Annotated in this window: 21 protein-coding genes and 1 tRNA gene; 10 read left to right on the top strand and 12 right to left on the bottom strand. The window is 59.8% G+C overall.

What is annotated here, in order from left to right:
• Positions 1-163: 163 nt before the first annotated feature.
• Both K3767_RS08320 and K3767_RS08315 read left to right on the top strand, forming a co-directional pair.
• Complete coding sequence (locus K3767_RS08320; RefSeq protein ID WP_221173104.1) at positions 164-1,777, top strand: methyl-accepting chemotaxis protein; 1,614 nt, start codon at positions 164-166, stop codon at positions 1,775-1,777.
• Positions 1,778-3,937, top strand: a complete 2,160-nt coding sequence (locus K3767_RS08315) for a bifunctional diguanylate cyclase/phosphodiesterase (RefSeq protein ID WP_221173103.1) — start codon at positions 1,778-1,780, stop codon at positions 3,935-3,937.
• Here K3767_RS08315 and K3767_RS08310 read toward each other — a convergent pair.
• The 9 genes from K3767_RS08310 to K3767_RS08270 form a co-directional block, all read right to left on the bottom strand.
• On the bottom strand, positions 3,921-4,472 hold the full coding sequence (locus K3767_RS08310) for a hypothetical protein (protein ID WP_221173102.1): 552 nt from the start codon (positions 4,470-4,472) through the stop codon (positions 3,921-3,923). The genes K3767_RS08315 and K3767_RS08310 overlap by 17 nt on opposite strands.
• Before the next feature lie 295 nt (positions 4,473-4,767).
• Positions 4,768-5,697 (bottom strand): aminoglycoside phosphotransferase family protein, encoded by a 930-nt coding sequence (locus tag K3767_RS08305; RefSeq protein ID WP_221173101.1) that lies wholly within the window; start codon positions 5,695-5,697, stop codon positions 4,768-4,770.
• A complete protein-coding gene (locus K3767_RS08300; RefSeq protein ID WP_221173100.1) occupies positions 5,694-6,398 on the bottom strand; it encodes a sugar phosphate nucleotidyltransferase in 705 nt (234 codons plus the stop codon). Before K3767_RS08300 ends, K3767_RS08305 begins: the two co-directional genes overlap by 4 nt.
• Positions 6,399-6,599 (bottom strand): twin-arginine translocase TatA/TatE family subunit, encoded by a 201-nt coding sequence (locus tag K3767_RS08295; RefSeq protein WP_221173099.1) that lies wholly within the window; start codon positions 6,597-6,599, stop codon positions 6,399-6,401.
• Between the two features lie 14 nt (positions 6,600-6,613).
• A complete protein-coding gene (gene tatC, locus K3767_RS08290; protein ID WP_221173098.1) occupies positions 6,614-7,354 on the bottom strand; it encodes a twin-arginine translocase subunit TatC in 741 nt (246 codons plus the stop codon).
• Positions 7,351-9,300: a transketolase gene (locus K3767_RS08285; RefSeq protein ID WP_221173097.1), complete on the bottom strand. Its 1,950-nt coding sequence runs from the start codon at positions 9,298-9,300 to the stop codon at positions 7,351-7,353. Before K3767_RS08285 ends, tatC begins: the two co-directional genes overlap by 4 nt.
• An 80-nt stretch (positions 9,301-9,380) precedes the next feature.
• A complete protein-coding gene (ilvN, locus tag K3767_RS08280; protein ID WP_221173096.1) occupies positions 9,381-9,878 on the bottom strand; it encodes an acetolactate synthase small subunit in 498 nt (165 codons plus the stop codon).
• Between the two features lie 9 nt (positions 9,879-9,887).
• Positions 9,888-11,579: a biosynthetic-type acetolactate synthase large subunit gene (ilvB, locus tag K3767_RS08275; RefSeq protein WP_221173125.1), complete on the bottom strand. Its 1,692-nt coding sequence runs from the start codon at positions 11,577-11,579 to the stop codon at positions 9,888-9,890.
• 15 nt (positions 11,580-11,594) lie between these two features.
• The gene (locus K3767_RS08270; protein WP_221173095.1) at positions 11,595-11,807 is read right to left on the bottom strand and encodes a YdcH family protein; all 213 of its coding nucleotides are present in this window, start codon (positions 11,805-11,807) and stop codon (positions 11,595-11,597) included.
• 271 nt (positions 11,808-12,078) lie between these two features.
• Here K3767_RS08270 and K3767_RS08265 point away from each other — a divergent pair, with 271 nt between their 5' ends.
• Both K3767_RS08265 and thiC read left to right on the top strand, forming a co-directional pair.
• Complete coding sequence (locus K3767_RS08265) at positions 12,079-13,161, top strand: 3-isopropylmalate dehydrogenase (RefSeq protein WP_221173094.1); 1,083 nt, start codon at positions 12,079-12,081, stop codon at positions 13,159-13,161.
• 2 nt (positions 13,162-13,163) lie between these two features.
• Positions 13,164-14,465 (top strand): phosphomethylpyrimidine synthase ThiC, encoded by a 1,302-nt coding sequence (gene thiC, locus K3767_RS08260; protein ID WP_221173093.1) that lies wholly within the window; start codon positions 13,164-13,166, stop codon positions 14,463-14,465.
• Positions 14,466-14,489: 24 nt separating this feature from the next.
• On the opposite strand, the gene K3767_RS08255 is transcribed toward thiC, so the two are convergent.
• The 3 genes from K3767_RS08255 to K3767_RS12135 form a co-directional block, all read right to left on the bottom strand.
• Positions 14,490-16,259, bottom strand: coding sequence for a methyl-accepting chemotaxis protein (locus tag K3767_RS08255; protein ID WP_221173092.1), 1,770 nt, complete (start codon positions 16,257-16,259; stop codon positions 14,490-14,492).
• A gap of 209 nt (positions 16,260-16,468) precedes the next feature.
• On the bottom strand, positions 16,469-17,065 hold the full coding sequence (locus K3767_RS08250; RefSeq protein WP_221173091.1) for a flavodoxin family protein: 597 nt from the start codon (positions 17,063-17,065) through the stop codon (positions 16,469-16,471).
• A 14-nt stretch (positions 17,066-17,079) separates the two neighbouring features.
• On the bottom strand, positions 17,080-17,205 hold the full coding sequence (locus K3767_RS12135; RefSeq protein WP_255592347.1) for a hypothetical protein: 126 nt from the start codon (positions 17,203-17,205) through the stop codon (positions 17,080-17,082).
• A 297-nt stretch (positions 17,206-17,502) separates the two neighbouring features.
• Here K3767_RS12135 and K3767_RS08245 point away from each other — a divergent pair.
• From K3767_RS08245 to pheS, 6 genes are all read left to right on the top strand, one after another.
• Positions 17,503-17,577 (top strand) — tRNA-Val (locus tag K3767_RS08245).
• Between the two features lie 68 nt (positions 17,578-17,645).
• Positions 17,646-19,556 (top strand): threonine--tRNA ligase, encoded by a 1,911-nt coding sequence (gene thrS / locus K3767_RS08240; protein WP_221173090.1) that lies wholly within the window; start codon positions 17,646-17,648, stop codon positions 19,554-19,556.
• Positions 19,557-19,566: 10 nt separating this feature from the next.
• Positions 19,567-20,091 (top strand): translation initiation factor IF-3, encoded by a 525-nt coding sequence (infC, locus tag K3767_RS08235; protein WP_221173089.1) that lies wholly within the window; start codon positions 19,567-19,569, stop codon positions 20,089-20,091.
• A gap of 58 nt (positions 20,092-20,149) precedes the next feature.
• Positions 20,150-20,359, top strand: a complete 210-nt coding sequence (gene rpmI, locus K3767_RS08230) for a 50S ribosomal protein L35 (RefSeq protein ID WP_221173088.1) — start codon at positions 20,150-20,152, stop codon at positions 20,357-20,359.
• Positions 20,360-20,409: 50 nt separating this feature from the next.
• Positions 20,410-20,766: a 50S ribosomal protein L20 gene (gene rplT, locus K3767_RS08225; RefSeq protein ID WP_221173087.1), complete on the top strand. Its 357-nt coding sequence runs from the start codon at positions 20,410-20,412 to the stop codon at positions 20,764-20,766.
• A 57-nt stretch (positions 20,767-20,823) separates the two neighbouring features.
• A complete protein-coding gene (gene pheS / locus K3767_RS08220) occupies positions 20,824-21,834 on the top strand; it encodes a phenylalanine--tRNA ligase subunit alpha (RefSeq protein WP_221173124.1) in 1,011 nt (336 codons plus the stop codon).

Raw genomic sequence — 21,834 nt, 5'->3', positions numbered from 1 at the left:
TTTTTTTTTTTTTTTTTTTTTTTTTTTTTTTTTTTTTTTTTTTTTTTTTTTTTTTTTTTTTTTTTTTTTTTTGACATTTTGTCCAAAAAAGTCTATATAGAAGTTGCGAACATTCATAAATTTGGTAGCATGATCTAAAAATAGACCAAGGAGGAACCGGAGTATGGGTAAGGGCAGGGGGCGTTGTTTCACCTGTTTTAGTTTGCGGAGTTTTCTCTTCCTTCTGGCCGGGGTGGTGGCCCTTTTCTGGGCCGCGGGGTTTGCCATCTCCTGGGTAAGGCTCGATCAGCTGCGAGGGGTGGCCAGGGAGGTCAGGGAATACGACTGGCCCATCCTCGAGGCCGGGGAGAAGACCCTCAGCGCCTTCGGCCGGGTCAGGGGCAACTTCCTCATGGCCGTACTGACCCGGAATCCGGACTACCTTTCCGCGGTGCGCGAGGAACTGGCCCGCACCCGGCGGGAGATAGCCCGCACCGAAAAGCTGGCCCGGGAGCGCGGGGACGAAACTATCCTCCGGAACGCCCGTAAGTTGCGGGAACTGATCTCCGACCTGGAGAGGGAGCTCGAGCGAGGACGGGAGCTCATCCTGACCTCGGAGGTGAACCTCTCCCCGGAACTCAGGAATCTCCTTTCCGGGCTGAACGCCCGGGAGGCCCGGGCTTACGAACTGGCCCGGAGCATGATGGCCTCGCGCTACCGGAACCTGGATCGCACCCTTGAGTTGCAGAAGTCCCTGGGCCGGAAGATCGTCGTTCAGAACGCCGCAATCTTCGTGGTTTCCCTGATTCTGGCCTCCCTCGTTATTCTCTGGATATCCGGTCTCCTGCGGGAGGAGGCGAGGCAGTTGCTCGCGGTGGCCGAGCGGGTAAGCCGGAAGGATCTCACCGTCACCGTGGACCTCCCGGAAAGGTCCGCCAACGAAATCCACATGGTGGGGCGGGCCATGAATCAGGTGGTTTCCAACCTGCGCGACTTCCTCTCCCGCATCCAGGAGGGCATCGGCCACATCTCCTCCGCCTCCGAGGAGTTTTCCGCGGTGGTGGCCCAGAATGTGGAACACACCCGCCAGGCCTTCACCAATGTGAAGGATCTCCTGGAATACACCGAACGCCTGAAGGGGCAGATCTCCGAGATCCAGAATTCGCTCAATCAGCTCACCGAGGCGGTGAACGAGATCTCCCGGAACGCCACCGAGACCTCCCAAGAGTCCGATCACGCCAACGAACAGGTCAAGGCCGCAAGCGAGGTCCTTAAACTTCTTACCGGGGAGATCCGGAACATCTCCGCCTCCGCGGATCTCATCCAGAACATCGCCGAGCAGACCAAGCTACTGGCCCTCAACGCCACCATCGAGGCGGCCCGGGCCGGGGAGGCCGGAAAGGGATTCGCCGTGGTGGCCAACGAGGTGAAGGAGCTTTCCAAGAGCTCCGCGGACTCGGCCGGGGAAATAAGCGATCGGGTGCAGGCCCTCATTTCCCGGGGCGAGGAAATGGAAAACAACATGAGTCAGCTTCTTGAGAGTATCTCCCGCACCAGGGAGCGCACCGTGGGGGTGGCCAGCGCCGTGGAGGAGCAGACCGCGGTCATCTCGGAGGTGGCCCAGACCCTGAACGAAATCTCGGAGCGTATGGGAACCCTGGATCGAATTGCCGAGGAACTGCGTCGCCGCACCGAGGAGGCCGAACAGGCCACCGAGGACATGAAACAGGGCTCGGAGGATCTGGCCCGCACGGCCACCCTCCTTCAGAAAGAGGTGAACGAGTACCGGGTGAGATAAGTGCGGATAACCGTTCCTCGCCGTCATCTGCCCTGGATAGGGCTTCTGTTGAGTCTGGCGCTGGCCTCCACCGGAGCCACCCTCGCCCTGCACTTTCTGATGCTTCCCCATTCCCGAGCCGGGATATGGGGCCTGCTCTTTCTCTTCCTTCTGCTTCCTCTCCTGGCTCTGGTGGGGGCCTTCGCCTGCCTGGAAAAACACTTCAGTCGCGGCCTTGCCAGACTCGAGGAGGCCATGCGCAGGGTAAACAGTCTGGACGACCTTACCCAGGCCGTTCTCGAGGAGGTGGACTTCGGAGTGGATTATCTCAACCGCATAGCCGCACCTCTCAGGAGTATGGTGGATCGTTTGCGGGAACTGGCTGTGGACAAGCAGGTGCTGGAGCTGGAACTGGAACTCACGGAAAGGCTGGTTCTTACGCCCAGATTGCTGCGGGAGTGGAAGGATGTATTCCGCAGACTCGTCGAGAACTTTCGCCAGATTTTCCCTTTTCTTTACTTTTTCGTGGCTTTCCGGGAAAACGGAGGCTGGAAGGTCCTGGTGTTTTACGGTCGGTCTCCTCAGGAACCTCCTCCCGGAGAAATCGAGGACCTCATTCAACGGGCCCTGGGGCGAGGGATTCCTTCCGCGGGGGAGATCCGGGAGGTTCGTTTCGAGCCCCTAAATTCCCCCTCGGGGAAAGAAAAGTTTCCTTCCGGTCCTTCGGATGTCTCTCAGCTCTGTAAGGTCATTCAGCTGGAAAGTCCCTCCCTGGGGGCTGCGGTGGGTGTGGGAATCCGGACCGAACACGGGCTCAGCGAGAGCGCACTTCTTTCGCTGGAAAGCACCCTCACCGTCCTTCTCAATCTTTCCCTTTCGGTAAAGGCCATCGAGGTCTACACCAAGGATCTGGAATTTTACGCCACCCGGGATCCCCTGACCGGTCTTTACAATCGAAGGGCCTTTCTGGACATCCTTCAGGCGGAGGTGGAAAGAGCGCGGCGCAGGCGGTATCCCTTTGCGGTGCTCTTTCTGGATGTGGACAACCTCAAACTGGTCAACGACCTTTACGGTCACGAATACGGGGATAGGCTTCTCCGGCAGGTGGCCTGTTTTCTCCAGAGCCACCTCCGTCGCGGCGATCTAGTGGCCCGCTACGGAGGGGACGAGTTTCTGATCCTGCTTCCCTACGCGAATCTTCAGGAAGCCGTCAGGATCGCGGAACGCCTTCTAAGGGACCTTCGCACCTGCTCTCTTTCCACGCCTGACGGAAAGGGGGTCCCCCTATCCTGTTCCGTGGGGATGGCCCTTTTCCCGGATCACGCTCGCGATCCGGAAGACCTGGTTTCCGTGGCCGACCGGGCCATGCTGAGGGCCAAGACCCAGGGCAAGGGGCGGGTTGCGGTTCCCTCTTCCGAGGATCTTAATGCTACCATGAGCGACCACCGGGAACGACTGGCCCTGCTTCTGGAGGCGGTGGAAAGGGGGCGGGTGGTCCCCTTCTTTCAGCCCATCATGGACCTCCGGAGCCGGAGGATAGTGGCCTACGAGGTGCTGATGCGCATCGTGGATGCCGGCGGAGAGGTGCATCCTGCGGCCCGCTTCATCCCCGCCGCCGAACGCCTGGGCCTGATCTTCCAGCTGGAAAAACTTCTTTGGGAAAAGGCGGTGGAGAAGGCCTCCCGGGTCTCCGGAGATCACCTCCTCTTTTTCAACCTCTCTCCTTCCACCTTCGTCCGCGAGGAGTTTCGGGACTGGCTGTGTGATCTTCTGGAAAGGTACGGTTTTCCCGCGGAGCGAATAGTGGTGGAGCTTACGGAAAGGGAGTCGGTGCGGGATTTTTCCGCCCTGGAGATGGCCGTGGCCGAGCTGAGAGAGTGGGGCGTCCGGCTGGCCCTGGACGACTTCGGTTCGGGATTTTCCTCCTACCGCTACCTGAAGTACCTTCCCGTGGACTTCGTAAAGATAGAAGGGGAGTTCGTGCGCTCCATGCTGCACCATGAAATAGACCGGGCCTTCGTGGCCGGGGCGGTTACCCTGGCCCGGGTGCTGGGCATACGCATAGTGGCCGAGTTCGTGGAGGACGAACGCCTGCTCGAGGAGCTGTCCCGTCAGGGGGTGGATTACGCCCAGGGATACTACATCGGGAGACCGGCCCCGGACCTCAGAGGAGGTCCATGAGCTGAAAGAGGGGAATTCCGCAGCTGCGTCCGGGAAGTCTTTTTATTTCACACCGTTTTTCTTCGGTGGTGAGTTCCTCAAAAGATAGTATCTCCAGTCTGAGGAAATCTAGCCCTCGCTGATGCAGATGCTTTCGCACTCCGGAGAGAAGGTGATCCGCCCGGGACCGGGTGATGAGGTAGAGGGTGGAGGGGGTGAGCTTCAGGGCCAGAAGTTCCTCCTCGTGGGGACCGAAAAGTTCCCTCCGCAGGTCCTCAAACAGGATCTCGTGAACGCGATCCAGGCGTTGGAAGAATTCTTTCAGGAGGGGGTAGAGAATGTGGTGCTTGTTGGGATAATAAGTGTAGGCCCGTCCCTTCTTTTTGCGGATCAGGAAGTTTCTGCGACAGAGGTCCTCCAGGGAATTCCTGACCGGAACCCAGCCCATTCCCGAAAGGTAGGAGATCTTCCTCCCGGAAAGACCGGGGTTATAGTAAACGATGAAAAGTACGGACCACTTGGATACGGAGTTTAATTGCTGGAAGAAGAGACTCATTTCCTTCACCGGACATCTTATTATCGATAATGAACCTTGATTGGTCAATTCATTTTTGATCTATTATTAGATCAAAAATGAATTTTCGAGCCGTATTTGAGTTTTATTTCACTTTTGTTAATATGACACACCTAACAATATGTGAATTCATTTTCCGTAATGTGAATAGGATCCGAGTTTTCATGAACTGTGACTTAGGTTCTATAGTTAGGACTAAAAATTTAAATCAGAAGATTTTGTTTCGCGCTTTGAGTAGAAGAGGATTTTGAACTCCGGAGGAATATCCGGAAGTTGTTCAGGGGGGGAGGGTCCGGCGGAGAGGTGGAGGAAGAAGGGACCATAATCGTTTTAGGGCTACGGGGATGAAGGGCTCGAACCATTTCTTTCCCAGGTAACTCAATTTGCTGAAGGCCCCCAGGGCCTGCATGAGCCTGAAAATACCGGTGTAATGTAATTCCCTTTCTATCGGCTTCCTTGTTCGACCGGAAAGGTTCAGATATAGATCGAGCAGGCAATCCCGTGGAATTTTCCTCCCGTAGGGATCGTAGAGTAAGGCGGCGAGATCGTAGGAAGGGGGGCCCAGGCGAGCGGACTGAAAGTCGATCAGGTACACCCGATCTCCCCTTACCATGATGTTTCGCGATTGAAAGTCCCGGTGAAGCACCACGGTGTCCGTAAAAGCGGAAAGGCCGTCTTTTACGAAGGTCTTCCAGAGCGCCCTTTCCTGCGGGAGCCACCTGCGCCCCAGGCGTTTCCAGAGGTACCATTCCTCAAAGTAGAGGACCTCTCTTTCCCACACGACTCCCTCGTCGTAGTGGAGGGTTTCCAGGACCGCCTCCCGGGGAAAGTAGGGGGCAAGCTCCTGCATCCTTACCAGGAGGTGGATCACCCGGGGATAAAGGCGTTCCCGTTCCGGGTGTTCGGAAAGCCGGGTGTTTCCCAGATCCTCCACCAGTAGCACCCCTTCCGGTTCCCGAAAGGCCAGTATCTCCGGAACCGGTATGCCGTGTGCCCGGAAGAAGAGCCCCAGGCGGTAATAGCTCCGGGCCTCGCGCCGGCCCGGGTCGCCCGGCTGGGGCCAGATCAGGATCAGGGTCTCTCCTCCGGAAAGTTTGAGCCGGAAAAACCTGCGGGCCGAACCGTCTCCGGCAAGCGGCTCTATCTCGTCTATCCGCAGGCCCCACCAGGTCCTTATCAGCTCGCGCAACTCGGAAAGGGGAATCATGGTCCCGGGGCAAAGGGCACCATCACGCCGGAGCGCAGATCCTCCAGGGCCTGGCGATAGGTTTCCGGGGTGCCTATGTCCTGCCAGTAAAATCCGGCGGCCACGAAGGCCCCGGGAAAGAGCCCCCGGGCGATGAGTCTCTCGTAAGCCGGCACCAGTTCCCTTTCCGGGGGAAGGCCCCTAACCCACTCCGGGGAGACCACCTGAATGCCGGTGTAGGCGTAGCCCTCCGGGGAATCCTCACCGAAACCCACCACCCGTCCCTCCCTCACCCGCACCCGGTTCAGCCCCGCCCGCCGGTGACAGAACATGAGGCAGGGCTGCCTCTGGCGGAAAAAGGCCTCGTAGACCACCCGGAAGGGAAAGTTGGTGAGGATGTCCCCGTTGATCACCAGCGTGGGCTCGGTGAAAAAGGAGGAGGCGTAACGCATAGCCCCGCAGGTGCCGAGAAGCTCGGGCTCCACGAAGATACGGAGGTGAGTTCCGGGGTGGTTTCGCCTGAAGGCTTCCGCAAAGGCCAGGATCTTCTCCTTGAGGTGCCAGGCGTTGAGGCCGATGATGTGAAATCCCTGAGCGATGAGGTTTTCCAGGATTATGGAGAGCAGGGGTTTCCCCTGTACGGGAAGAAGAGGTTTGGGCAGGTAGTCCGTATAAGGCCGGAGACGCTCCCCCCGGCCGGCGCAGAGCACGAAGGCCCGCATTTAGGTCTGCTGGGCCTTAACCGTCTCGGTCTTCTCGAGTTTTTCCACCTCCTCTTCCACTTCGGCCTCCCGCAGGGCCTGTTTGAAGGAACGAATGCCCTTGCCCAGCCCGGCTCCGATCTCCGGAAGCCGTTTGGCCCCGAAGAGGAGAAAGGCCAGGAAGAGGATAACCAGAAGTTCCTGGGTACCCAGTCCGAACATGGGAGGACCTCCTTTTAACTTTTGGGTTCAAGTAACCATACCACGAGGATGCTTACCTCGTAAAGGAGGACCAGGGGGATGGCCAGGAAGAGCTGGTTGACCACATCCGGGGTGGGGGTGAGGATGGCGGCCACGACGAAGGCCGCCACGATGGCGTAGGGACGGCCCCGGGAAAGGGTGCTCGCCCGCGTAAGGCCCAGCTTTCCGGCCACGGCCAGGGCCACGGGGATCTCGAAACAGAGTCCGAAGACGGCGAGCATCCTCACGGCAAAACTCACATAATCCCGGAACACGGGTTTAAACTCCAGAAGATCCCCCCCGAAACCGGCCAGAAAACGGAAGGCCTTGGGAAAGACCAGGAAGTAGGCGAAGGCCGCACCCCCGAGAAAGGCCAGACACGAGAAGAGGATCAGGGGACGGGCGAAGCGTTTTTCGTGGGCGTAGAGCCCCGGGGCCACGAATCTCCAGGCCTGATAGATGATCACCGGGCTGGCCAGCACCGCCCCGCAGATGAGGGCCACCTTGAGGTAGGTGAAGAAGGCCTCCTGATAGGCGATAAAGATGATCCGCTGCCCTTCGGGCAGAACCGTCCGGAGCGGTTCTAACAGGAAGTTCAGCAGGGGGTCCAGCTGCCAGTAGCAGATCGCCGAGGCCGCGAGCCAGGCCAGAAGGCTTTTTATCAACCGCTCGCGCAGTTCGATGAGATGGGCGGTGAGGGGGAGGTTCTGATCCTCTTCGGGGAGTCCCTGGCTCACGGTCGCCTCAGGAGAACCTCCATTTCGGCGGAAAGGTCCTCAGGGGTGAGACCGGCCCGGGCGAAGATCTCGTCGGGTTTGCCCGAGGTGGGATACTCCGTAAGGCCCTTGAGACTCAGGGGGACCGTTTTTCCGGAAAGGGCGAGAATCCGGGCACAGAGGGCCCCGAGGCCGTTTTCCACCAGGTGATCCTCCACCACCACTATGGGGCCGATCTCCGCCGCGGCCAGAAGGTCCTCCCGCGGAAAGGGGCGCACCGAGGCTATGTTGAGGACCCCCACCGAGATTCCCTTTTCGCGAAGGATCTCCCTGGCCGCAAGACACCGGTGCACCATGACCCCGCAGGTCACGAAGGTGCCGTGCTCCCCGCGGCGGAGCCAGTCCGCCCGGCCGGGCTCGAAACGATAGTCCCTCCCGAAAAAGGGACGCCCATCTTCGTCGGTGATCACCGGCACCTTGGAGCGTCCCATACCCACGAAGACATTGCCCGGGCGGTTGGCCACGAAACGGATGATCCGGTCGGTCTGATTGGGATCCGCCGGGAGATAGATCTCGAAGTCCTTGAGGCTCAGGAGAAGTCCCAGATAGTCCACGCACTGGTGGGTGGGGCCGTCCTCTCCCACATCGGCCCCCAGGTGGGTGCAGACTACCTTCAGGGCGGTGCGGTTAAGGGCGTTCAGGCGCAGTTGATTGTAAACCTCGTCCACCCCGAAGACCCCGAAGGTGGAAAAGAAGACCAGGAACCCTTCCTTGGAGAGGGCTCCGGCCGCGGCGGCGGTGTGATGCTCCTGGATTCCGGATTCGTGAAAGGCCCGGGGGGAGTGTTTGCGAAAGGCGGTCATTTTGACCGAACCCTCGAGATCGCAGGTGAGCCCCAGGACCCTCGGGGGTTTTCCGGGGAGGTTGTTGCGCTCGGCAAGATCCCGAAGGGCCTTTCCGTAGGCGGAACGGCAATCGGTACGGGTATCCGGATCGTAGAGCACGGGCTCGCCGGGGTCTATCTCCACGGGTTCCGGCTCGTGCGGCTGGTGAGGGAAGGAGACGCCGGCGCTCCGGCGCTTTTCCATCCAGCCATCGAGTTCTCCGGGATCAAAGCCCAGCTCGGAAAGCGCCTTCCGACACAGGTCCGGGGGAAGCGGGGCCCCGTGCCATTTGGCGTCGTTTTCCATGAAGGAGATTCCGTGCCCCATGACCGTGTGAGCCACGATGGCCACCGGTCGTCCCGGAAGCGGCACCTCTCCCAGGACGAAACGCCTGAGCGCCCGGTAGAGTGCCGCAAAGTCGTGACCGTTCACCTCGAGCACATTCCATCCGGTGGCCTCTATCTCGGCCACGAGGTCCTGGGGCATGACCTGGTAGGTGTCCCCCCCGATCTGGAGACGGTTGTAGTCGATGAGGACGCAGAGGTTGTCCAGCCCGAACTTGACCGCCCAGCGCCGGGCCTCGATGACCTGGCCCTTCTGTTGTTCCCCGTCTCCCATGAGACAGAAGACCCGGGCCGGGATCCCCTTGAGTTTGAGGGCCCGGGCCATGCCGCAGGCCGCCGACAACCCCTGCCCCAGATTGCCCGTGTTCCACTCCACCCCGGGGACGGCCTGTTCCACATGCCCGGCGAAGGCCGAACCGGCCCGGCGAAACTCCAGGAGGAAGGGCTCCTCCGGAAAGAAACCGTATTCGCAGAGCACGCTGTAAACCCCCGGGCTGATGTGACCGTGGCTTACCACCACCCGGTCCCTTTCCGGATGGCGGGGATTTTCGGGATTTACCCTGGCCAGGGCGTACACCGCAAGAAGAAGCCCCAGAGAGGATAGGGAGCCTCCCGGGTGTCCGGATCCGGCAAGGGTGGTGGCCAAGAGAACTCTTCTCGCGCAGCGGCGAAAGGCCTCCTCGAACCACTCCAGGGCTTCCGCTCCGGGCTCGGGCTTCCGGGGGTCCAGTTTCAGCATGACGATCCTCCTTGCGAGGAAAGTTACGGGAGAGCTATACCCCTTCCTGAAAAGTTTTCAAGGGACCCGAGGGATTCCCTTCAGGGGGCCTTTTTCTCCCGTTTCATCGCGATGACCCCGGTGCGCACGATCTCCTTGATGCCGAGGGGTTTCAATAGCTCGATCACCGCCTGGAGTTTGCTCTGCGGACCGGTCACCTCAATGGTATAGGTGCGCGGGCTCACATCCACCACCTTGCACCGAAAGATGTCGCACATCCTGAGGACCTCGGCCCGGGTCTCCTTTTCGGCCCGCACCTTGATGAGGGCCATTTCGCGCTCCACGAATTCGCCCTCCTCGGTCACATCCACCACCCGGTAGACATCGATGAGCCGCCGGAGCTGCTTGATGATCTGTTCAATGATCAGGTCGTCCCCGCGAGTCACCAGGGTAAGATGGGAGAGGGTGGGGTCCAGGGTTTCGGCCACGCACAGGCTATCGATGTTGAACCCACGGCCGCTGAAAAGGCCCGCGATTCGGGCGAGCGCTCCCGGAGTGTTTTCCACCAGCACCGAAAGGGTGTGTTTCTTTTCCGACATTTTCGCCTCCTACACCAGGATCATTTCCGTGGTGGCCCTTCCGGCCGGAACCATGGGGAAGACGCCCTCCTCGGGGGCGATGTGAATGTCCACCAGGGTGAGCCGGTCGCTGGCCAGGGCCTCCCTAAGGACCGGTTCCACCTCCTCGGGCCGGGTGGCCCTCAGCCCCAGGGCCCCGTAAGCCTCGGCCAGTTTCACGAAATCCGGAAGGACCTGGAACTTCACCGCCGAATACCTGCGCTCGTAGAAGAGTTCCTGCCACTGACGGACCATGCCCAGGTAACCGTTGTTCAGAATGATCACCTTTACGGGGAGGCCCTGCTCCATGGCCGTGGCCATTTCCTGGATGTTCATCTGGATGGAACCGTCGCCGGCTATGTCAATGACGGTCTTGTCGGGGTTTCCCATCTGGGCCCCGATGGCCGCCGGGAATCCGAAGCCCATGGTGCCGAGCCCTCCGGAGGTGATGAGGGTGCGGGGCTTGTCGAACTTGTAGTACTGGGCCGTCCACATCTGATTCTGCCCCACCTCGGTGGTCACGATGGCCTCCCCCCGGGTGAGCTCGTAGAGCTTCTCGATCACGAATTGAGGCTTGATGTAGTCCCCTTCCTGCTTGTAGGTCAGGGGATAGCGTTTCTTCCAGATCTCGATCTGTTCCCACCAGTCCTTGAACTGTTCGCGCCAGATCTTTTCCGGGCGCCCCACCTCCTTTATCACGGAGAGGAGTTTTTCCAGGGCCCGCTTGCAGTCGCCCACGATGGGCACATCCACCCGAACATTCTTCTGAATGGAGGTGGGATCTATGTCTATGTGGATAATTTTGGCCATGGGGGCGAAGGCGTCCACCTTTCCGGTAACCCGGTCGTCGAACCGGGCCCCCACGGCCAGGATCAGGTCGCTGTTGGCCACGGCCATGTTGGCGTAATAGGTGCCGTGCATGCCGAGCATGCCCAGGGACTGGGGGTGCGTGCCCGGGAATCCCCCGAGCCCCATGAGGGTCATGGTGACGGGAAGGTGCAGGCGTTCGGCCAGTTCGCGGATCTCCTCGTGCGCACCGGAGGCGATGGCCCCGCCTCCCACCAGCACCACCGGACGGGTGCAGCTCTCGAGCAACCGGTAGGCCTTTTCCACCTGGCGGGGATGGGGATCGTAAACCGGATTGTAACTCCGCAGACGGATCTCCTCCGGCCAGTAGAATTCGGCCTTGCCCTGCTGGACATCCTTGGGGAGGTCCACCAGCACCGGGCCGGGACGACCAGTGCGGGCTATGTGAAAGGCGGCCTTGAGGATGCGCGGAAGATCCTCCGTGCGTTTCACCAGGAAGTTGTGCTTGGTGCAGGGACGGGTGATCCCGGTGATGTCCACCTCCTGGAAGGCGTCGTTTCCGATGAGTTTGGTGGGCACCTGTCCGGTGAGGATAACCATGGGGATGGAGTCCATGTAGGCCGTGGCGATCCCGGTTACGGTGTTGGTGGCTCCGGGACCGGAGGTTACCAGACACACCCCCACCTTACCCGTGGATCGGGCATATCCGTCGGCCGCGTGCGCCGCCCCCTGCTCGTGACGCACGAGCACATGCTTGATCTCCGGAGTCCGGTACAGTTCGTCGTAAATGTCAATAACCGCTCCCCCGGGATAACCGAAAATCACCTCCACTCCTTCGCGTTTCAGGGCCTCCACGATCATCTGGGCCCCGGTCATGACCTTGCTCACCGCCTAACCTCCTTCCCGTTTTATTAGTTCGTAAATCCGATCCTTAAGGGCCAGCTTCTCCTTCTGGATTCTCTTCTTCCGCACCTCCTCCTCCGCGGTCAGGTAAGCCTTGCGCACCAGCTCGGAAAGCTCCTTCTCCAGAGCCTGATGCCTTTCGAAAAGCTCCCGTATCTCCGGATTCCTTTCGGCATACCTCTTCACCAGTTCTTTGTCCATAGGCCTCTCCTTTTATTGGGATTTGGAGGGGTTGTCAAGGTTTGTGAAAATGGTCTCAATAAGGCGGGAAAAACCATCTTCACTTTCTATGCTAGCCCGGAAGAATCGCTTAAGTCAAGCCCTTTTCTTTCTAATGAAAAATTTCACGATCCCTGCCTCCCTTACCCAAAAATAGGATCGGATCCTATTTTTGGGGGGTCGGATGTGGTTGAAAGGGAAGGTAAGGCGTAGTAAAAGGTAAGTTCCGAATTTTTTAGAGGGAGGGTGCGTGATGGCGGAGGCTCGAAGGTACAGGATAGCGGTGATTCCCGGAGACGGAACCGGTCCGGAGGTTATCCGGGAGGGGGTTAAGGTCCTTCAGGCCGCGGCCGGCCGCTTCGGTTTCGACCTGGAACTCAACTACTTCGACTGGGGTGGGGAGCGCTACCTCCGTACCGGGGAGACCATCCCCGAAGGCGGGATCGAGGAACTCAAAAAGCACGACGCCATTTACCTCGGGGCCATCGGGCACCCGGAAGTGAAGCCGGGGATCCTCGAGAAGGGGATTCTCCTCAGGATCCGCTTCGAGCTGGATCAATATGTGAACCTCCGGCCCGTGAAGCTCTATCCCGGGGTCTGGACCCCCATTAAGGACAAGGGGCCGGAGGACATCGACTTCGTGGTGGTGCGGGAAAACACCGAGGGGCTTTACGCCGGAGGCGGAGGATTCCTGCGCAAGGGCACTCCCCACGAGGTGGCCATACAGGAGTCCATCAACACCCGTTTCGGGGTGGAGCGGTGCATCCGGTTCGCCTTCGAGTACTGCCGCAAGCGTAACAAGAAAAAGAAGGTCACCCTGGTGGGCAAGACCAATGTGCTCACCTACGCCTGGGACCTCTGGGAGCGGACTTTTTACGAGGTGGCCCGGGAATATCCCGACATCGAAGCAGACTACGCCCATGTGGACGCCACCTGCATGTGGTTCGTAAAGAATCCCGAGTGGTTCGATGTGATCGTTACCGACAACATGTTCGGGGACATCATTACCGACCTCGGGGCCATGATCCAGGGCGGTATGGGGATCGCCGCCGGAGGCAACATCAATCCCCAGGGGGTTTCTATGTTCGAGCCCATCGGCGGTTCCGCCCCGAAGTACACCGGAAAGAATGTGATCAATCCCCTTGCGGCCATATGCGCGGGAATGATGATGCTCGAGCACTTGGGCGAGGAGGAGGCGGCCCGGGCCATCGAGAACGCGGTGATAAAGGTCTGCCGGGACCACCTCAAAAGTATGTCGGCCGGCAAGATGGGCTACACCACGAGCGAGGTGGGTGATCTGGTGGCCAGGTACACCGAGGAAGGGGTGGAGCTTTAGGCATGACCGAGCTTGAGGCGGCGCGCCGGGGAGAGATCACCGAGGCCGTCCGGAAGGCCGCCGAGGCCGAGGGCGTGAGCCCGGAATTTATCCGCGAGGGGGTGGCCAGAGGCACCATCGTGCTAATCAAGGCCCCCCAGAGCGGGCGGGTGGTGGCGGTGGGCGAGGGGGTGCGCACCAAGGTAAACGCCTCCATCGGGACCTCGAGTGACCTCTGCGATCTGGAGCTCGAGAAGCGCAAGGCCCGCCTGGCCGAGGCCCACGGGGCTGACACCCTGATGGAACTCTCCGCCGCCGGCGACATCGACCTCATCCGGCGGGAGATCATCGGGAGCGTGAGCCTTCCCGTGGGCAATGTCCCCCTCTACCAGGCCTTCTGCGACACCCTCCGGAAGTACGGCGATCCGGCCAGGCTCGATCCCGAATATCTCTTCGAGCTCATCGAACGCCAGTGCGCCGACGGGATCGCCTTCATGGCCATCCACTGCGGAATAAACCTCTTCACCCTGGAGCGTCTCAAGGCCCAGGGATACCGCTACGGAGGGCTGGTCTCCAAGGGCGGGGCCCTCATGGCCCAGTGGATGGTGAAAAACGGGAGGGAGAACCCTCTTTACGAGGAGTTCGATCGGCTGTTGGGGATCCTCAAAAAGTACGACACCGTGCTTTCCCTGGGAAACGGGATGCGGGCCGGAGCCATCCACGACTCGCTGGATCGGGCCCAGGTGGCCGAGCTTCTCATTAATTGCGAGCTGGCCGAGCGGGCCCGGGAGGCGGGTTGTCAGGTCATGGTGGAGGGCCCGGGGCATGTGCCGCTTGACGAAATCGAGACCTCGGTGCGGCTGGCCAAAAAGATGAGCGGGGGAGCCCCGCACTACATGCTGGGGCCTCTTCCCTGCGATGTGGGAGCCAGCCAGGATCACATCACCGCGGCCGTTGGTGCGGCGCTTTCGGCCTGGTACGGGGCGGACCTCATCTGTTATGTAACCCCGGCCGAGCACCTGGGTCTTCCCAACGAGGAGGATGTGGTGGTGGGGGTGCGGGCCGCGCGGCTGGCCGCCCACATTGGAGATACCGTCAAGCTCCGGGGCCGGGCCGACCGGCGAGACAAACTGGTGAGCAAGGCCCGGCGAGACCTTAACTGGGCGGAACAGCTCAAACACCTTCTCTTCCCGGAAGAGGCCCGGCGGTTCATTGAGGAACGCCGCTCCGTGAAGGGCAAACGCTGCTCCATGTGCGGAGAGCTCTGCGCCCTGGACAACGCTGAGGCGGTCTTTAAGGACTTCCTGCGGGGGGACAGGAAGTAAAAGGGGGGCTTTCAGCCCCCCTGACTATACCCTGAAACGGGCGGCGTGTTCCTTCATCCGTGTAGAGATTTCCCGCAACTCCTGGGCCGAACGCTGGATGTTTTCGGCGATCCTTAGGAACTCCTCGGCCACGGCCCGGGCACTTTCCGCCGCGGCGGAGACCTCCCGGGAGCGTTCGAGCCCGGCCTCCACATTGGTGCGAATCTCGGACAGCACCGCGGTCTGCTCCTCGGCGGCGCCGGCGATGTGAGCGGCCTGTTCACTCACCCCGTTCACTATCTCCTCCACATCCCTCACCGCCCCCACCGCGGCTTCCACCTCGGCCCGGATGGTCTCCACCGTGCGCCGGATGTTGTCCGTGGCCTCGGTGGTCTGCCGGGCCAGTTCCTTCACCTCGCCGGCCACCACGGCGAAGCCCTTTCCGGCCTCCCCGGCCCGGGCCGCCTCGATGGTGGCGTTGAGGGCCAGCAGGTTGGTCTGGTTGGCGATGGCCTCGATCACCTCCACCATCTCACCGATCTTCTGGGAGGAGGCGTCGAGCAGCCCGATCTTTTCCGTGGCCAGCTGCACCCGGCCTCGCACCTCCTCCATCCCCTGAGAGGTCTGGGTGATACCCCTCACCACCTCCTGCACCGCCTCGGCGAACTGATCCAGGGCCTTGGAGATGTCCTCCATGCCCTGCGAGGCGGCCCGGGTCAGCTCGCTCATCCGGGCTACCTCTTCCTTGACCCGTTCGCTTCCGCCCTGGACCTCCTCCGCCCGCCGGGCCGTGTCTTCGGCGATGGCGGAAAGATCCCCGGCCTGTTTCTGCATTTCCCTGACAAAACTGCTGAAGGCTTCCATCATTCGATTCAGGGACGCGGCTAGACGACACATCTCCGAGGCGCCGCTTTCGGCCACCGAGACATCCAGTCGCCCCCCGCTCACCCTTTCGGTGGCCTCAAGCAAAGCCCTCATGGGGCGGGAAACCCCCACCCAGATAGCACCTACTACCACCCCTGCGGCCAGAATCAGCATCAACACCGTCTCAATCACGCTTCGCAAGATGTTCTTTTTAAGTCTGCCCAGAAGCGGACGCAGATCCATAAAACGTACATAAACCCCCACGGCTTTCCCACTGTAGTCTCTTACCGGGGAAACGAGAAGCAGACGTCCCTCCCTCTCCAGGGTAAAGCTCTTACTGAGGCCCTTTTCCACGAGATCCTCGCTAACCAGGCGCATCTCCTCGGGGTGTGCGGCAAGAAGGATCTTGAACCGCCCCAGGTGTTGGCCCACCCTCTCGGTCATCACCGTGGCCTTGACCGTCTCGATCCAGAAGAGGGCGTTTTCCACCTTAAGGGTTTTGCGCAGGGATCTGGCCACCGCGGTGAGACTGGAGAAAACTTCCACGCTACCCACCACCCGTCCCTTATAGATGATCGGCACTACGCCCCTTACGGCGAGTCCCGCCCGGCCCGGCTCAATCCCCATGACCGGCCTTCCGGTGGTCTGGGCGGTAACCACCGTCTTGCGAAATCCGGATATATCGTCCCCCCACTTGTCCGGTTTCCAGACCCGAAGGAGACTCACCCCCGGCGGCACATGGAAGTGGATCTTGAGGGGAAAAGCCCTTCCCCGGTTGATCTCCCGGGAAAGCGGTCCGGCGATGGAGAGAAGCTTCTCCCGATCCCGCTCGGCCACGGCCCTCTGGATCTCCGGCATGGCCGCTAGGGTGAGGGCCAGCTCCAGATACTGACGTTCGAGATCCTCGGTAAGGGTTCGGAACTGCTCCGTTTCGTGGGAGAGACGAAGCATGTAACTTTCTTTATCTCGCCTGGCCCATCGATAGGCGTCCAATATGCGAAAAAAAGTAAAAATCAAGAGAATTGCAATCACGGGAACTACAATTCTTACTGCCAGTGGAACCCGAGTACATTTCATAGTAAAAAACCTCCTAGTTACACTGAGTATTTTTGGTAATTAAATCAAATTTCTGAAAATGAATCAAGGATCGGGTGGAGACTCTACGGGTCGGAAAGGGACCACCTCTCCGGGGGAAGGCCGCCGGCCACGGCCCGTCCCAGGGCCTCGGCCTCCGAAAGCGCCGTGGGGTGTTCCCTCACGGCGCCCCGTTTCTCGATCCCCCGGTAGAAGAGTCCGCCCCGGTAGGTGACTCCCACGGCGTCGAAGAAGTAGCGCACCACCCGCTGCACCCCCTCGAAGAGTTTCTTCCCCCGGGTGGCCCCCAGGCATAAGAGAAGGCCGTGGGCATCTCTCGGGGAGAGGTTCTTCAGCACATAGCGGCGCACCCAGAGGGCCTGAGCCCTTTCCACCAGGGCCTGGGTGCGGGAGGTGAGGTTGTAGAAAAAGATGGGCGAGGCCAGCACGATTACATCGGAGTCCAGAAGATCGGTATAGACGGGGGTGAGGTCGTCCTCGAGCACGCATTCCCCGGTGCGGTCGCAACCTCCGCACTCAAGGCACCCCTTGTAGTCCATCCGATAGAGATCGTAGCGACGCACTTCGGCCCCGGCCTCTTCGGCACCCCTCAGAAAGGCCGAAAGGAGAAGATCGGTGTTGCCACCAAAACGCGGACTTCCCTGAAAAGCCAGTATCTTCACCGCGAGCTCCTTTTCTATCCTATTTGAAATGGGATTCCCGGGATGGCCGGATGCTCCGGTACCCTCTCGTACGGCGTCTTCGGCTCCTCGTAAATCTCCTTAACCTTGCTCCCTATACGCCTCTTCTCAATCAGCTTCACCGAAGGCCGAAAGACCTCCGGAACCTCCAGGCCTTCCTCCTTATCATACCGAAAATAGCCAAAATATCTTCGGGCTACCGTCCAGTTCTTCTGTTCCACCCGTAGTATTTTTTGGCGTAAGAGAGGACAAGCTTCTTACGGGTCATAAGGTCAAACTCCTTATCGGGCATAATTCTCCTCCCCTGGAGGATGATCTGGGGAGGAGGTCAAAGGTTTTTGAGCAGATTTTTAAATGAGGCAATTCGGAAGGTTGACAACCCCGTCGGAGGTTGCTAAAAATTCGAAAATGTCAAGGGAAGGCGCGTAGCTCAGTGGGAGAGCGCTTGCTTGACGCGCAAGAGGTCGGCGGTTCGATCCCGCCCGCGCCTACCATTGAAAGACGAGGCCTCTTCGGGGAGATCCCCAAGAGGCCTTACTTTTATTTGAAGGGAGAGGGGGAGGTGAAAATCCGGATTTCCTGGCAGGGAAAAGAGGTCGAGATTGAAAGCGGTTCTCCGGGGGCGGTACTGGTCGAGGCCTTCGGCTGGAAGGATCCCCGTCCGATAGCTATTCGGCTGGGGGGCGAACTCCTGGATCTTCATTCCCCACTTAATCGCGAAGGGGAGGTGGAGCCCGTTTTTCCCGAAGACCCGGAGGCCCTTCCGGTCCTGCGACACACCGCGGCCCATGTACTGGCTCAGGCGGTAAAGGAACTCTTCCCCGAGGCCAGACTGGGTATAGGTCCGGCCACGGAGGAGGGTTTCTATTACGACTTCGAGGTGCCCCGTCCCTTTACGGAGGAGGATCTCGAGGCCATCGAAAAGAAGATGAAACAAATCGTAAAACGCTGCTATCCCCTCCGGAGGGAGGAACTTTCGAAGGAGGAGGCGGAGAGACTCTTTTCCGAACGGGGCGAGACCTACAAGGTGGAACTGATCCGGGAGATACCGGAGGATAGGGTAAGCGTGTATCGTCAGGGGGATTTTGTGGATCTGTGTCGCGGGCCTCATCTGCCGCACACGGGGATGGTGAAGGCCTTCAAGCTCCTTTCCGTGGCCGGCGCCTACTGGAGGGGAGACGAACGCAATCCTCAGCTCCAGCGCATTTACGGCACGGCCTTTTTTGATAAGGAGGCCTTAAAGGCCTATCTTGAAAGGCTCGAGGAGGCCAAAAGGCGAGATCACCGGAAGCTGGGCCGGGAGCTCGAGCTTTTCAGCATCGAGGAGGAGGTGGGCCCGGGGCTCATCCTTTGGCACCCCAAGGGAGCCATCGTGCGCAAGGAGATAGAGGACTTCTGGCGCGAGGAGCATCTGCGCCGGGGGTATCAGCTGGTCTACACCCCCCACATCGCCCTGCGGGACCTGTGGAAGGTGTCCGGACACCTGGACTTTTACGCCGAAAACATGTTCGCTCCCATGGAGATCGACGAGAGGGCCTACCAGCTAAAACCCATGAACTGTCCCTTTCACATCCTCATATACAAGAGCCGCAAGCGAAGCTATCGGGAGTTTCCCATCCGCTATTGCGAACTGGGCACCGTGTATCGCTACGAGAGAAGCGGGGTGCTGCACGGTCTTCTGCGGGTGCGGGGATTCACCCAGGACGACGCCCACATCTTCTGTCGGGAGGATCAGCTGGAGGAGGAGATCTTCAGGGTGCTCGATCTGGTGGTCTATTTCCTTTCCGTGTTCGGGTTTGAGGAGTATCAGATCTATCTCTCCACGCGCCCGGAGAAGTATGTGGGTTCGGAGGAGATCTGGGAGAAAGCCGAGGGGGCGCTTGCGGCGGCTCTGGAGAAGAAGGGTCTTTCCTACGAGATCGATCCGGGGGAAGGGGTTTTTTACGGTCCGAAGATCGATCTCAAGATCCGGGATGTGCTGGGACGATTCTGGCAGTGTTCCACCATCCAGGTGGACTTCAACATCCCCGAGCGGTTCGATCTCAGCTACATCGGGCCGGACAACCGGCCCCATCGGCCCATCATGATCCACCGGGCCCTGCTGGGTTCACTGGAGAGGTTTTTCGGAGTTCTCATCGAACACTACGCCGGGGCCTTTCCGGTGTGGCTGGCTCCGGTGCAGGCCGTGGTGCTCACGGTGGCGGATCGGCACCTGCCCTTTGCCGAGGAGGTGCAGCGAGAACTTTCCCGGGCGGGCATTCGGGCGGAACTCGACGCCCGGGGGGAACGGCTTGGCTTCAAGATTAGGGAAGCCCAGGTGAAAAAAATTCCCTACATGGTTATTATCGGGGATAAGGAGGTGGAGGGGCGCCGGCTCACGGTACGGACGCGAAAGGGGGAAAATCTGGAACTGGGGCTGGAGGAGTTTTGCGCGCGGGTCAGGCGAGAGATCGCCGAAAAAATAGTCTTCTAGGAGGGGGTTTTTGGGAAGCATCGACAAACGCAAGTACAGGGTGAACGAAAGGATTCGGGCCCGGGAGGTAAGGCTCATCGGGCCGGACGGGAAACAGATCGGGATCGTCCCCCTGCGGGAGGCCCTGGCCAGGGCTGAGGAATACGGTCTGGATCTGGTGGAAGTGGCCCCTCAGGCCAACCCCCCGGTGTGCAAGATCATGGACTACGGGCAGTTCCTTTACCAGGAGGCTAAGAAGGCCAAGGAGGCCAAGAAGCGCCAGACGCAGGTGGAACTCAAGGAGATCAAGGTCCGGCCCAAGACCGAGGAGCACGATCTTCAGACCAAGATCCGGCACATCCGGCGTTTCCTCGAGGATCGCAACAAGGTCAAGATCCGGGTCTTTTTCCGGGGCCGGGAGATCGTCCATCCGGAGCTGGCCCATCAGGTCTTGCAAAAAATTCAGGATGCGGTTAAGGATTTGGGCCAGGTGGAAATGGCCCCCCGCATGGAGGGGCGGCAGATGATCATGATTCTGGCTCCGGTGAAAAAGTAGAACCTCCCTTCTCAGGGGTCGGGGCCGGCACGAAAATTTTCAGCTTTCGGGGGAAGGAATGGGCAAGAAAAATAAGATGAAGACCAATCGTTCGGCAGCCAAACGGTTTAAAGTTACGGGAAAGGGGAAGATCGTTCACTTTAGGGCCGGAAAGAGTCACCTTAACCGTAAGAAAAGCGCCAAGCGGAAGAGGAATCTTCGGCACGACAAGGTCCTCGAGGGCGGCTATGTCAAACATGTAAAGCGCCTGATCCCGTACAAGTTTTAATTCAAGCCGGGTGTTATAAGAATAAAAAAGAGGAAGGGAGGGCTTGAGCGATGCCTCGAGCGAAAGGCGGGTTTAAGACCCGGAGGCGACACAAGAAGTGGATTAAGATGGCCAAGGGTTACTGGGGACAGCGTAAGAATTGTTTCCGTCGGGTCCGTGAGACGGTGGAACGGGCCCTGGTGTATGCCTATCGGGATCGGAAACAGAAGAAACGCGATTTTCGTCGGCTCTGGCAGATAAGGATCAATGCGGCGGCCAGGCTCCACGGCCTCAACTACAGCCGGTTCATGGGGGGGTTGCGCAAGGCCGGGGTAGCGCTTGATCGGAAGATTTTGGCCAATCTCGCGATCACCGAACCCGAGGTCTTTGCCAGACTGGTGGAGAAGGCCAAGGCGGCCTGGCAATGAGGATGGACGGTCGCGGTTTTCGGGGCTCCCCGCGTCGGAGAACCCTGAGTGAATCCTATGACGGAAAAAGAGCTTGAGGAACTGAGGTCCCGGGCTCTTGAGGAACTCTCCGGGGCCCGGGATTTAAAAGTTCTGGAGGAACTCCGGGTTCGTTATCTGGGGAAAAGGGGGCTTCTCACCTCCATCCTCAAGACTCTTAAGGATCTTCCTCCCGAGCTTCGGCGCACCATCGGACGCCGGGCGAACGAAATCAAGGCGGAGCTCGAGGGTCTCGTCCGGCAACGGCGGGAGGCCCTGCTTCGGGCCGCGGAGGACGAGGCCCCGGGAGTGGACCTCACCCTTCCCGGTCGTCCCTACGAACTGGGAAGACTTCATCCCATCACCCAGGTGCTTCAGGAGATATGTGCTATTTTTCTGCGTCTGGGGTTCAGCGTGGCCCGCGGGCCGGAGGTGGAAACCGATTACTACAATTTCGAGGCCCTGAACATCCCTCCGGACCATCCGGCCCGGGAGATGCAGGACACTTTTTACTTTCCGGAGGGATTCCTCCTGCGCACCCACACCTCTCCCATTCAGATCCGCACCATGCTCTCCCGCAAACCCCCTCTCCGGATCATCGCTCCGGGAAAGGTTTACCGGTGTGACTCCGATGTGCGCCACACCCCCATGTTCCATCAGGTGGAGGGGCTGCTGGTGGATCGCGAGGTGAGCTTTGCGGACCTCAAGGGGCTTCTTACCTACTTTGCCCGGGAGATTTTCGGAGCGGATACCCGGGTGCGCTTCCGTCCCAGTTATTTCCCCTTCACCGAACCCAGTGCGGAGATGGACATAGAGTGCGTGATATGTAAGGGCGGTGGCTGTCGGCTCTGCGGGGAGACCGGATGGCTGGAGATCCTGGGGGCGGGGATGGTGCACCCCCATGTTTTTCGGGCGGTGGGTTACGATACCGAGAAGTGGCGGGGTTTTGCCTTCGGTCTGGGGGTGGAGCGCATCGCCATGCTCAAGTTCGGCATAGACGACATACGACTTTTTTACGAGAACCATCTGCGTTTCCTGGAGCAGTTCTGA

The sequence above is a fragment of the Thermosulfurimonas sp. F29 genome, assembly GCF_019688735.1.
Lineage (GTDB): Bacteria > Desulfobacterota > Thermodesulfobacteria > Thermodesulfobacteriales > Thermodesulfobacteriaceae > Thermosulfurimonas_A.
The sequence above is the reverse complement of the archived record's forward strand: the minus strand, read 5'-3'. Positions and strand labels throughout refer to the sequence as shown.

Coding starts and splice junctions, on each gene's coding strand:
- K3767_RS08320 (WP_221173104.1), top strand. CDS start 164: ATGGGTAAGGGCAGGGGGCGTTGTTTCACCTGTTTTAGTTTGCGGAGT.
- rpmI (WP_221173088.1), top strand. CDS start 20,150: ATGGGCAAGAAAAATAAGATGAAGACCAATCGTTCGGCAGCCAAACGG.
- K3767_RS08310 (WP_221173102.1), bottom strand. CDS start 4,472: ATGAGTCTCTTCTTCCAGCAATTAAACTCCGTATCCAAGTGGTCCGTA.
- K3767_RS08270 (WP_221173095.1), bottom strand. CDS start 11,807: ATGGACAAAGAACTGGTGAAGAGGTATGCCGAAAGGAATCCGGAGATA.
- rplT (WP_221173087.1), top strand. CDS start 20,410: ATGCCTCGAGCGAAAGGCGGGTTTAAGACCCGGAGGCGACACAAGAAG.
- K3767_RS08305 (WP_221173101.1), bottom strand. CDS start 5,697: ATGATTCCCCTTTCCGAGTTGCGCGAGCTGATAAGGACCTGGTGGGGC.
- K3767_RS08295 (WP_221173099.1), bottom strand. CDS start 6,599: ATGTTCGGACTGGGTACCCAGGAACTTCTGGTTATCCTCTTCCTGGCC.
- K3767_RS08255 (WP_221173092.1), bottom strand. CDS start 16,259: ATGCTTCGTCTCTCCCACGAAACGGAGCAGTTCCGAACCCTTACCGAG.
- ilvB (WP_221173125.1), bottom strand. CDS start 11,579: ATGACCGGGGCCCAGATGATCGTGGAGGCCCTGAAACGCGAAGGAGTG.
- K3767_RS08285 (WP_221173097.1), bottom strand. CDS start 9,300: ATGCTGAAACTGGACCCCCGGAAGCCCGAGCCCGGAGCGGAAGCCCTG.
- K3767_RS08265 (WP_221173094.1), top strand. CDS start 12,079: ATGGCGGAGGCTCGAAGGTACAGGATAGCGGTGATTCCCGGAGACGGA.
- thiC (WP_221173093.1), top strand. CDS start 13,164: ATGACCGAGCTTGAGGCGGCGCGCCGGGGAGAGATCACCGAGGCCGTC.
- pheS (WP_221173124.1), top strand. CDS start 20,824: ATGACGGAAAAAGAGCTTGAGGAACTGAGGTCCCGGGCTCTTGAGGAA.
- K3767_RS08300 (WP_221173100.1), bottom strand. CDS start 6,398: ATGCGGGCCTTCGTGCTCTGCGCCGGCCGGGGGGAGCGTCTCCGGCCT.
- ilvN (WP_221173096.1), bottom strand. CDS start 9,878: ATGTCGGAAAAGAAACACACCCTTTCGGTGCTGGTGGAAAACACTCCG.